Origin of the sequence: Stenotrophomonas sp. CFBP8980 (assembly GCF_034046095.1) — a bacterium.
In the GTDB taxonomy this organism is placed as follows: Bacteria; Pseudomonadota; Gammaproteobacteria; order Xanthomonadales; family Xanthomonadaceae; genus Stenotrophomonas; species Stenotrophomonas lacuserhaii.
Genome location: NZ_JAXCXF010000004.1, coordinates 309024 through 320379 on the forward strand (window position 1 = coordinate 309024; position 11356 = coordinate 320379).

Annotated in this window: 12 protein-coding genes; 11 read left to right on the plus strand and 1 reads right to left on the minus strand. The window is 68.1% G+C overall.

All coding sequences use genetic code 11. The features are described from left to right. Positions 1-179: 179 nt before the first annotated feature. Entirely contained in the window at positions 180-1169 is a 990-nt protein-coding gene (locus SOM47_RS11585; RefSeq protein ID WP_042614768.1) for a helix-turn-helix domain-containing protein, read from the minus strand. 582 nt (positions 1170-1751) lie between these two features. On the opposite strand from SOM47_RS11585, the gene SOM47_RS11590 reads away from it, so the two are divergent. The 11 genes from SOM47_RS11590 (at position 1752) to SOM47_RS11640 (ending at position 11356) form a co-directional block, all read left to right on the plus strand. Then, positions 1752-1949, plus strand: a complete 198-nt coding sequence (locus SOM47_RS11590; RefSeq protein ID WP_042614767.1) for a Flp family type IVb pilin — start codon at positions 1752-1754, stop codon at positions 1947-1949. A 99-nt stretch (positions 1950-2048) separates the two neighbouring features. Beyond that, positions 2049-2594 (plus strand): prepilin peptidase, encoded by a 546-nt coding sequence (locus tag SOM47_RS11595; RefSeq protein ID WP_320505624.1) that lies wholly within the window; start codon positions 2049-2051, stop codon positions 2592-2594. Continuing rightward, a complete protein-coding gene (locus tag SOM47_RS11600) occupies positions 2591-3073 on the plus strand; it encodes a TadE/TadG family type IV pilus assembly protein (protein WP_320505625.1) in 483 nt (160 codons plus the stop codon). Before SOM47_RS11595 ends, SOM47_RS11600 begins: the two co-directional genes overlap by 4 nt. 20 nt (positions 3074-3093) lie before the next feature. Continuing rightward, complete coding sequence (cpaB, locus tag SOM47_RS11605; protein ID WP_320505626.1) at positions 3094-4134, plus strand: Flp pilus assembly protein CpaB; 1041 nt, start codon at positions 3094-3096, stop codon at positions 4132-4134. A 17-nt stretch (positions 4135-4151) separates the two neighbouring features. Further along, on the plus strand, positions 4152-5477 hold the full coding sequence (locus SOM47_RS11610; protein WP_320505627.1) for a type II and III secretion system protein family protein: 1326 nt from the start codon (positions 4152-4154) through the stop codon (positions 5475-5477). A gap of 23 nt (positions 5478-5500) precedes the next feature. Further along, complete coding sequence (locus SOM47_RS11615; RefSeq protein WP_320505628.1) at positions 5501-6745, plus strand: P-loop NTPase family protein; 1245 nt, start codon at positions 5501-5503, stop codon at positions 6743-6745. Further along, the gene (locus tag SOM47_RS11620) at positions 6730-8076 is read left to right on the plus strand and encodes a TadA family conjugal transfer-associated ATPase (protein WP_042614761.1); all 1347 of its coding nucleotides are present in this window, start codon (positions 6730-6732) and stop codon (positions 8074-8076) included. Before SOM47_RS11615 ends, SOM47_RS11620 begins: the two co-directional genes overlap by 16 nt. A gap of 2 nt (positions 8077-8078) precedes the next feature. Continuing rightward, positions 8079-9053, plus strand: a complete 975-nt coding sequence (locus SOM47_RS11625; protein ID WP_320505629.1) for a type II secretion system F family protein — start codon at positions 8079-8081, stop codon at positions 9051-9053. 31 nt (positions 9054-9084) lie between these two features. Continuing rightward, the gene (locus SOM47_RS11630) at positions 9085-10014 is read left to right on the plus strand and encodes a type II secretion system F family protein (protein ID WP_042614760.1); all 930 of its coding nucleotides are present in this window, start codon (positions 9085-9087) and stop codon (positions 10012-10014) included. A gap of 5 nt (positions 10015-10019) precedes the next feature. Then, on the plus strand, positions 10020-10907 hold the full coding sequence (locus SOM47_RS11635; protein WP_042614759.1) for a tetratricopeptide repeat protein: 888 nt from the start codon (positions 10020-10022) through the stop codon (positions 10905-10907). Next, the gene (locus tag SOM47_RS11640; protein ID WP_192083623.1) at positions 10904-11356 is read left to right on the plus strand and encodes a DUF3613 domain-containing protein; all 453 of its coding nucleotides are present in this window, start codon (positions 10904-10906) and stop codon (positions 11354-11356) included. The genes SOM47_RS11635 and SOM47_RS11640 overlap by 4 nt, the downstream gene beginning before the upstream one ends.

Genomic DNA, 11356 nt, shown 5'->3' on the forward strand with positions numbered 1-11356 from the left:
GACGCTTTGTGAGTCAGAGATCTGCCTGCTGGCAGGTGACTCCTATTTGAGCGCGTGCAATGAAGGCGGGGCACTTCATTCCGGCAGGGCAAGCGCGCATTCCGGCAAGGCCTCGACCAGATTCGGCAGCGCGATGCACCAATTCGGCAAGCGGGTCCTGCGCGCGTCCCGCACAGGTATCAGGCAGGTTGCCCGACGATCCCTGGCGCACCGGGTGCGCGCATCAACGTGTCTCGTGGCAGCTCGCCGAACACCTTGCGATAGTTGTCGGCGAAGCGCGAAAGATCCCACAGGCCGCAGCTCAGCGCGATCGCCTTGACCGAACGTCGACCGCCATCGGCCATCGACAATCCACGGCACGCCGCGCACAGGCGCAGCATCGACAGGTAGCGGTTGGGCGAGATCCCGAACAGATCCTCGAACGCATAGCGCAGGCCACGCTCACTGACCCCCGCCGCGTCACAGATCTCGTTCATGTAGATATTGCGCCGCAGGTTGAGGCGCATGAAGTTCTCTGCCCGTTGCACGATCAGGTAGTGGGTGCGCCGCGCACGGGTGTTCATCGCCTGTTCGCCCGGTCCGGCCGCCAGCAGTGCCTGCACGTGCTCGTGCAGCAGTCGCTCGCTGCCCTCGGCTGCCATCGCCGCAGCGTTGCCTGCCGCCAGTGCATCCTGCAGGTGGCGGTAGTGGTTGGCGAGCAGGGAATTGTCGGCAATCGAAAACAGATTCAGCGCTTGGCCGGACGGCGGCATGCTGCGCAGGCTGAGCTCGGAGAGCTTGCGCTGCAGCCGTGCCGCCGAGACCAGTACAAGGGTAAGTCGCGTGCCCGCGCCGAGGGCGAATTCACTGATGCCTTCCGGCAGCACGGTCAACACCGTGCCCGCGGTCAGCGGAACACCGTGGCACCAGCTCAATGCCGGGTCCGAGGCATGCACGTACCCCAGCAGGGCCCAGTCGGTGGGCAGCATGAACCGGCCACGTGCCTGGAAGCCGGTGACCGCATGGCAGAACAACGCTTCATCCTGTACCCGTGCGTCCACCGCTGCGCGCGGCCCGTTGCCATCCAGCAACACCAGTTCCACCTCACAAACGCGCAGCACGTTGCCCAGCGTGGCCAGGTCCATCGGCCTCAGCCCATCCGTGCTCTCGCTTCCCACACCATCTGCCATGACAGTGATACCCCCCTTTCCAAGGTCCGTACGACGAGCCGTGCTGACCGCAACCGTGCGACCGCTGCAGCGCCGCCTTTTTTCTCGGGGTCGAGTATGCCTGATTATCTGTGGCCGTATACATTCGTAAACTGCGTGGCCGCGCAAGGATTAACTGCCAACCACCAGGCGTCAAATTTCCGTCGCTCCGCGGCCGCGCCACGGGATTTATTACGATCCAAACGTATTTAATTACGGGCACGGCCATTGCAGGCCGGGAGATTTCGCATTTGTGCCGAATTTGCGTATCGATTGATGTGGTCACCGGGTGAAACTACGGCACAGTAGCAACACGGTGGTTGGCTGGGGGACATCTGGCTACCCAGAGGGAAACGTGATGATGTGACGTACATCTCACTATTGAGAGAGGCGACGGCGCGTTTGGCGTCATCGCGCTTCTGGCTCCTGAAACCTGCCACCCGTATTCACGGCCACATTATGTTGGCCGCGCCCTCGCATGGCCTTTGATTATCACCCCGGACCCGTCCGGTTAATCAAAAGGAGCCCCATGCAACCGTTGACAGGTAAAAGGAGAAAACCGTCATGAATGCATCCATCCGCAAGTTCCTGAAAGAAGAAGACGGCGTCACCGCGCTCGAATATGGCCTGCTCGCGGCGATGGTCGCAGGCGTGCTGGTTGCCGTTGCCGGCCCGCAGATCCGCACCTTCTTCACCACGCTTTTCACCACGCTGACCGGTTTCCTGACCACCGCGTCCAACGGCAGTCCGCCGCCCGGCTGATACCGTCGCGGGACGGTCCTGGTCGCTGCAGGCCCCGGCCTCCAGCGATGGGCGGCGGATTGCCGCAGGTTGCATCGTTTCCAGGGAAAGGGAGGCCACATGTTGCTGTTCGCTATGCTGGCAACCACGTTGAGCATGCGGGTCATCGCCAGCGATCTGTACGCACGACGCGTACCCAACCGCTGGCTGCTGGGCGCACTGCTGCTGGGCGCGCTGCTGCTTGCCTGGCTGGCCATGCATCAGGGCATCGCCAGCATCGCGCCACACGCTGCCGGGCTGCTGCTGGGCCTGTGCAGCCTGCTTCCCTTCTACGTCATGCGCTGGATGGGCGCCGGTGACGTCAAATTCTTCGCCGTGCTCGGTTTCCTGCTCGGCTGGCAGGCACTGCTGCCGGTGTGGATCGGCGCCAGCCTGCTGGCCGGTGTGCACGCGGTGGCGGTGTACAGCTGGCGCAGCCTGCGCCTGTATCTCCCGCTGCGGCTGACACTGCTGCAGCACAACGCCGCCCAACACCGCGCACTGGCCCCTGCGCTGCATCAGCTGCAACAGGCACGCGGTGGCCGGCAAGGCATTCCCTATGCCGCCTATCTGGGCCTGACCAGCATCTGCTGGATCGGCTGGACCCTGCTCGGGGGTGCGCAATGACACGTCTCAGCCTGCGTCCGCGAAAATCACAACGCGGCGTCGTCACCATCGAATACGCCTTCATGCTCATGTTCGGGGTGATCCCACTGCTGCTGCTCACCTACACCGGCGTGATGCTGATGGCGGTGCAGCAGACCCTGGCCACCGCCTCGTCGGAGGGCGCGCGCGCATCGCTGCGCTTCGCCCCGCTGGACCAGCGCCGGGTGGCGGCCTGCGAAGCGGCGCGGCGCTCCATGCAATGGCTGCTGACCTATGCCGCGCAGACACCGGACTGCAGCAGCGCCAGCAGCGCACCGATCGTGGTCTCCTCGGCGGCGCCCTGTTCCGGGTTGGCAGATGCGCAGTGCATGCAGGTGTCGGTGAGCTTCGATTACCGCGCCACCCCGTTTCTTCCAGGCACCGGCCATTTGTACGGCTGGGTGCTGGACCGACCCATCAGCAGCACCGCCGTCGCCCAGCTCGACCTGGGCAGCAACTGAAAGGCGCAAGGAGACGTTCCATGCTCAGGTTCACCCGCATCGCCGCCATCGCCTTGATCGCCCTCGCCGTACTGCTGGCCGTGGTCGCCTTCGTGATCGGCCGTCGTGCCGCGACAACGCAGGCACCCACTGCCGCGCCCGCCCTCGCCGCCAGCGAAACACCGCAGGGCGTCATGGTGGTGGAGGCCGGCGGCCGCCTGGCCGCAGGCGTGCCGATCGAGCCAGGCCAGGTGCGCATGGCCCGCCGCCCGCAGCCACCGGCAGGTGCGTACCTGGACGTGGTCAGCGTGGTCGGGCTGGTACCGACCCAGGACGTACCCGAAGGCACGGTGCTGCAGCAGGGCCTGTTGGCGCAGGGTTTCTCGCTGCAGCTGCGTCCGGGCGAGCGCGCGCTGGCGGTGCCGGTGGATGAACTGGCAGCCGCCGGCAACCGGATCCTGCCCGGCGATTTCGTCGATGTGTTCCTCAACCTGAAGGGCAGCCAGGGCTACGGTGAACAGGAGGCCGCGCAGGCACGGCTGCTGTTGTCGCGGCTGCGGGTGCTGAGCTACGGCGCACACGATCTGCGTCCGCCGCAGCCATCGCCACAAAGCGAAGCCGGGGCCACCGCCAGCACGGAAGGCGATCCGCGTGCAGCCGACATCCGCGGCGCCAGCGCGGCCGGCAGCGCGTCGTCGTCAGGCACACCGGAGGCGCCGGCGCGTAGCGCGGTGCTGGCCGTGCCGGTCGCCGATGCCAACCGCCTGCTGCTCGGCGCGCAGCAGGGCAAGTTGTTCCTGGCCCTGCGCAATCCTTCCGATACCGGCATCGCCGACCCCTCGCTGTTCCCCCTGCCCCGGCCGGTCCTGGCCGCGGCACGTGGCCTGGAGGGCGAGCGCGCCGCCGCGCTGGCGCAACCGGAAAACGATGCCTACGCCGGGCTGGACGGCGATGAACTGGCAGGCCGCAACAGCGTGCGTGCAGCGCCGCCGGTGGCAGCCACCGCCGTACCGGCACGCCGCAGCAGCGCCCCGCGCGCACCGGCCGGCATTGAAATCATCCGCGGTAGCGGCACCCCCTGAACGAGACGAGACCGACCATGACGTATCGCTGCACCCCTCGCCTGTTCCGCCGACCGCTGCTGCTGGCCCTGCTGGCCGTGGCACTGGCCTGCCCCCCCGGGCTGCAGGCCCAGGCACAGCCGGATTTCGTCCTGCAGACCCGCGAACAGCGCCCGTGGACGCTGCCGGCCAACCTGGAACGGGTGGCCATCGCCGACCCCGGCGTCGCCGACGTGGTGATGCTGCGCGGCAACCGCCAGGCGCTGCTGGTCGGCAAGGCGCCGGGCACCACCACCCTGCTGTTGTGGCAGCGCGGCCAGTCCGAACCGCAACGTCTGCAGGTGGACGTGCGCAGTGCGGTACAGGGCGGCCTGGCCATCGAAGGCGGAACCGCGTTGACCGTGCAGGGCAACGACGCCCTGCTCAGCGGCAGCAGCCCGTCACTGCTGGATCATGCGCAAGCGCGCAAGGCCGCCGAGGCGGCAACCGGTGCTGACGGCCGGGTTGCCGATGTATCCACCGTGGGCATCGGCGGCGTGGTCCAGGTGGAAGTGAAAGTGGTGGAGTTCAACCGCAGCGTACTGCGCCAGATCGGGATCAACTTCCAGAACCAGAACGGCGGCTTCTCATACGGCATCGCGCGCCCGGGTGGCGTGGCCAGCGGCGATGGGGACAGCGGCAGCACCCCGCTGCAATCGGCGTTCAGGCTGGTGTTCGGCTCCAGCAAGGACCTGTGGAGCGCCGACATCGACCTGCTGCAGAGCAATGGCATGGCGCGCGTGCTGGCAGAACCGACCCTGGTCGCACTGTCCGGCCAGAGCGCCAGCTTCCTGGCCGGCGGTGAGCTGCCATTGCTGGAACCGCAGGGACTCGGTACCACCACCATCACCTACAAGCCGTTCGGCATCGGCTTGACGGTATCGCCGACGGTGCTGTCGGCCGACCGCATCGCCTTGAAGGTGGCGCCCGAAGCGAGCGACCTGGACTACAGCAACGCACTGACCCTCAACGGCGTGCAGGTGCCTTCGATCAGTACCCGGCGTGCCGATACCACCGTCGAGCTGGGCGATGGCGAAAGCTTCGTGATCGGCGGGCTGGTCAGCAGCACCGTGGCCTCCACCGTCAACAAGCTGCCGCTGCTGGGCGACCTGCCCATCATCGGTTCGTTCTTCCGCAACCTGGACTACAAGCGCCAGGACAAGGAACTGGTGATCATCGTGACGCCGCGGCTGGTCAAGCCGCTGGCCCGCAATACCGAATTGCCGCTGCCAGGTGACCGCGAAGCGCGCGCCAACCTGCCGGTGTGGGGTTCCTGGCTGATCGGGCCGGCCGGGCCTGACGCCGTCCCCGGCTTCTCGCGCTGATCCATGACCGGAGCACCCAGCACATGCCCTTCGCCACTGCACGCCAGCTGCCTTCGTCGGGATTGCCGATGAACCTGGTCGTGTTCGCCAGTGACCGGGAGCTGCTGTCACGGCTGGCGGCGAAGTTGCCGCCGCATTGGCCGTTGACCTACCACGACGCCGGTTTCCCCGGCGCGGTGCAGCAGTTGCGGGTCGCCCCCCAGACGCTGGTGCTGCTGGATTTCCATGCGACGCGCGCGGCGGCGTCGGCCGAACTGGTGCGACAGATACGCCAGCTGCGCCCGGAACTGGCGATGGTCGCGGTGGGTGCCACCAGCGTCAACCAGGTCGAGGGCGTGGTCACCGCACTGCGCGTCGGGCTGCGCGACTTCGTCGACCTGGATGCCGATACCGAAGGGGTGCAGGCCGTGCTCAGGCGTGCCACCGCGCCTGCCGCAGCCGCGATCCCGGTAGCGACTCGCAAGGCGCCGCTGACGTTGATGCTGGGCGTGCGCCCCGGCATGGGAACCAGCACGCTGGCTGCGCACCTGTGCGTGCTGGCGCAGCAGATGCGCGCGGCCGGCAACAGCCAGGACGTGCTGCTGCTCGACATGGGCCAGCCGGCGGGCGATGTGGCCTTGTACCTCAACATCGAAAGCCGGTTCCACTACGACGAAGCCCTGCGCAGCGCCAGCCGGCTCGATGCCACCCTGGTGCGCACCGCGATGGCCCGCCATCCAGGCGGGCTGGTACTGCTGGATCGCGCCGTGGGCAGTGAATCGCTGCCGCCCAGCGATCCGGGCCTGCTGCTCAAGCGCCTGTGCGGCCTGTTCTGCAGCGTCCTGTGCGAACTGGGCGGGACGCCGTTGCGGCAGATCCCTGGCGCACTGCTGGAACATGCCGATGAGATCTGGCTGGTCACCGATGGTGCCATCGCCAGCCTCGTATCGCTGGACCAAGTGCTCAAGCAGTTGCCGCCAGGTGTGCGCGAAGGTGACCGGCTGAAGCTGATCGTCAACCGAAACGATGAAGAGGCCGGCATGGCTGCCGCGCAGATTGCCGAACGCTTCCAGCTGCCGTTGCTGGCCACCCTGCCCGAGCGCCCGCGTCTGCGCGCCAGTGCCAGCCAGGGCCGCCTGTTGCTCGATGACGCACCGCGCGACCCGTACCTGCGGGCGCTTGCCCCGCTGCTTGCCCGTTTCGACCCGACCACCAGCCCACCGGAGGCGCAGGGACTGCGCGACCGGTTCGCCTCCGCCCTGAGTAGCCTGCAATGGAAGACAAAGTGATGCCCTTCCCGAATGCACCGTTCCGCGAGGTGCCGGCCGAACCCGCCGCGACGCCGTTCGCGCAGACCGACCAGTACCAGAAGGTGCTGTCGGCCGCGCACGAGCACCTGTTGAACCGGATCGAGGATGAGCGGATCGACATCGACGCCTGGGCGCCGGATACGGTCAGCCGCTGGGCCCAGGGCGAAACGGCAGCGTTCGTGCAGGAGTGGCGCATCCCGATCAACGAGCAGGAAATGCAGGACGTCGCTGCCGGGCTGGTCAAGGAATTGACTGGTTTCGGGCCGCTGGACGACCTGCTGCGCGACCCGACCATCGAAGACATCCTGATCAACGGCTACAAGGACGTGCACGTCTCGCAGGGCGGCCGGCTGCAGCGCGCCACCCAGCGCTTCACCGATGACACCCACCTGCTGCGCATCCTGCGCCGGATCATCGCCCCGCTCGGCCGCCGCCTGGATGACTCCAACCCGATGGTCGATGCGCGCCTGCCCAACGGCGGCCGCCTCAACGCGATCATCGCGCCACTGGCCGTGGACGGTCCGATGGTGTCGATCCGCAAGTTCCGCAAGGATCCCTACACGCCGGAGGAGCTGCTGCAGATGGGCACCTTCGACAAGCCGATGCAGGCGCTGCTGCAGGCCATGGTGCTGGGTCGCTGCAACATCCTGGTGTCCGGCGGCACCAGCTCGGGCAAGACCTCGCTGCTCAATGCACTGGCGCATTACATCCCCGCGAACGAGCGCGTGCTGACCGTGGAGGACACCGCCGAACTCTCGCTCAACCATCCGCACGTGGTGCGTCTGGAAAGCCGGCTTGGCGGTGCCGATGGACAAGGCGCGGTGAGCATCCGCGACCTGGTCCGCAACAGTCTGCGCATGCGTCCGGACCGCATCGTGGTCGGCGAGGTGCGTGGCGCCGAAGTGCTGGAAATGCTGCAGGCGATGAACACCGGGCATGACGGCTCCATGGCGACCATCCACGCCAATTCGCCGCGCGACTGCCTGTACCGGATCGAGATGCTGGCCGGCTTCGCCGGCTTCCAGGGCAGCGAGGACAGCCTGCGCCGGCAGATCGCCAGTGCGATCGATTTCATCGTGCAGATCTCCCGTCTCGGCAGTGGCAGGCGCGTGCTCGTCTCCATCACGGAAATCACCGGGGTCAGCGACAACATGATCTCCACCCAGGAGATGTTCCGCCACGAGGTGCAGATCGACGAAGCCGGCCGTGAAACCGATCGCTGGATTGGTCTCGGCTTCCATCCGCATTCGCACAAGCTCGAGCCGTTCCGGCAGGCGCTGCGCGACTCCTTCAGCCCCGGGGCGTGGTGACGGTGGGTATCGTCCTGCTGCTGCTGAGCTTTGCCGCGCTGCTCGGCGCCGGCGCAATGCTGCTGCTGGGCAGCGCGCAGCGGCGCGCGCGTGCGCAGGCCACGCTCGGCCATGCAGAACAGCGCCTGCAGCGCAGCGCTGTGTCGATGGCGGCTACGAACGCTGCGGCGCCTTCAGCGGCGGCGGTGGCACTCGCCGGTCCTGCCGCCGTCGATGGCAAGGCAACGGCGGCCGGCCGCCCCTCCCTGCCCTGGGACGCCGCCCTGCTGCGCGCCGGGATGAAACCCGGCTGGCGTGCGCCGGTGCTGGCGCTGGTGCCGGGACTGGCCCTGGCCGGCTTTGCGGCGATGCGGCTGGGCACCGGCTGGGCCTTCCCGCTGACCCTGCTGCTGTACGTGCTGGTCGCATGGCTGCTGTTGCAGCGGCGCATCGGCAAGCTGCAGCAGAAGCTGATCCGTCAGCTGCCGGATTTCCTCGACAACCTGGTGCGCCTCACCGCACTGGGCAACAGCCTGCAGATGTCCTTCCAGACCGCCTCGGTACAGACCGTGGCGCCCCTGCGCGAGCTGCTCGACACCACCCTGCGCAACGCGCGCGGGGGCATGGATCTGGACCGTGCACTGGCCCAGGCGGCCGCGCCATGGCGGGTGGAAGCACTCGACGTGCTTTCGGTGGTGTTGGGCGTGTGCGTGCGCATCGGCGGCCGATCGGACCAGGTGCTGCAGCGGCTCAGCGATTTCATGCGCGACCTGGATCAGGCCCAGCAGGAGCTCAAGGCGACCACGTCTGAAACGCGGATGTCAGCCTGGGTGCTGGCCCTGCTGCCGCCGATCAGCGCACTGATGATGGCGCTGGCCAGCCCGGGCTTCTTCGAACCGATGCTGCGCGAGCCGCAGGGCCACAAGATCCTGCTGGCGGCGCTGGGACTGGAGCTGGTCGGCGGCTTCCTGCTGTATCGGCTGGCCAAATCCATATGAACCGCACTCCGAACGCCGCAGGAGCAGAGCGATGAACCCGGCTACGTTGTGGATCCTGGCACTGGTGCTGCTTGCTGCCGGTATGGCGCTGTTCGGCGTGGCGTACTGGGTGCAGGGCGCCCGCCTGCAGCGTAGCGAAGCCACCCTGGAAGCGGCCCTGCAACCGCGCGGGCCGGCCACGCCGGCCGCGCCGCCCGCCGCGCGCAGCCGATGGGCATGGCTGGAGCAGTTCGGTGCGCAGTTCAGCGGCAGCCGCATCGAAGGCGCACTGCTGGCCAGCGAGGACCGCATGCTGCTCGACCTGGGCGGCTGGAACACCCGCAGCGGCACTGCCATCTACCTGGCATTGCGGCTGCTGCTGGCGCTGTCGGTACTGCTGCTGGTACTGGCGCTTGCCCCTGTAGACGGCATGGCCGGCCTGCTGACCTGTGTCGGCGCGCTGGCTGCCGGGCTGCTGCTGCCCAAGGTCGTGCTGGGCATCTGGGCCGGACGACGGCGCAGGCGCGTCGGCAACGAACTGCCGATGCTGATCGACCTGCTGCGCCTGCTGCAGGGCGTGGGCTTCAGCATGGACCAGAGCCTGCAGACGCTCGGCGACAAACTGCGTCCGGCGCTGCCGGTGCTCGGCCAGGAAATCCACGATGCCAACGTCAACTACAGCCTGGGCCGCAGCCGTCCGCAGTCGCTGCGCCGCTTGTCCGAAGCCTATGACGACGAAGACCTGCGCAGCCTGGTGCAGCTGATCGTGCAGGTCCATGCGCACGGCGGTGCGGTGCAGGAACCGTTGAAGCAGTTCAGCGTGCGGCTGCGCGAACAGCGGCGGCACGCGCTGAAGGAAAAGGTCGGCAAGCTCTCGGTGAAGATGACCGTGGTGATGATGGTGACCCTGCTGCCGGCATTGATGCTGGTGCTTTCCGGTCCGGCGCTGATGGCGCTGGCCTCAACCCTTACCCGGATGTAGCGCCCATGCTGCGACCCTTGATCCTTGTCTGCTGTTTCGCCCTCGCCGCCTGCTCACAGACCGTGGGCGGCTATCGCCAGGCTGCACCCAGCCTCGCCGAACCCGGTGCCGACGCGGTGGATACCCGCAGCACCTACCTCGACCTGATCCGGCGCATGCAGAAACAGGGCGCGTACTACGCTTCTTTGGCGCACATCGACGCATTCCGCCAGCGCCACGGCGACAGTCCCGCGCTGCGCCTGCTGCAGGCCGATGCGCTGCGCCACACCGGCCAACTGGATGCCGCCGGCGCGCTGTATGACGGACTGACCCGTGGCGAGCAGGCCGCAGCGGCGTGGCACGGACTGGGCCTGATTGCCGCCCAGCGCGACCAGGATGCAGTGGCCGAGGCCGCACTGGCACGCGCCGCCCAGCTGACCCCACTGGACACCGCCGTGCTCGGCGACCTGGGCTATGCGCGGCTGCGTGCCGGCCAGCTGGAGCAGGCCCGCGCACCGCTCGCACAGGCGTTGGAGCTGGCTCCGGACGATGCCCGCGCGGTCGCCAACCTGGCGGTGTGGGCGCTGCTGCGCGGCGACACCGCCACCGCCGAACGCCTGATGCAGCAGGGCAAGGTCAGCGAGACCACCCGCGCCGAAGTGCAACGGCAGGCCATTGCCCTGCGTCAGCGTAGACCAGCCGTCGCGACCGCAGCCGCAGCGGCCGCGCAGACCACAGCCGCCCCCGCAGCGGCCGCCGGGCGTGCCGACAGCGTGCCGCGCCGCGTACCGGTTGATCCACGCGCGGTCTCCGCCGTTGCCCAAGGCACTGCCGAGCGCCCCGATTCAACCCTGCCGGCGACCATGCTCGAACGCTTCGGCCGCCCGACCCCTCCCACGGAGAGCACCCGATGACCCGTTCCCTGACCCTTGCACGCGGGCTGGCCGTGTCGGTACTGCTGGCCGCTGGCCTCGCCCACGCGCAGCAGGCGCCGGTCACCGGACGCATGCTCGGCGGCTCCGTACCCGCGCCGGCGCAAGCCCGCGCTGCAGCGCCCGCACCTGCACCGACCCGTGCCGTGCCGGAACCGGGCCCGCAGCATGCCGGACCGCTACCGCCACCGCGCTACGCCGATGCCCCGGTCGCGCCCTTGGTGCAGCGGGCAGCGCGTCCCGAACCCGGCGATGCCACCCGCCACCTGCTGCAGTTGCAGGCATCCGGCGCACAGGGCGGGCGCAGCCTGCCGGTGCTGGGTGACCAGGCCCACGCCAGCTACGCGCGTTACCTGAGAAGCTTCGAACATGACCTCCCCGAGTTCTTCGAGAACACCGTCGGCCAGAGCACCCCGGGCGGGAGCAACTGA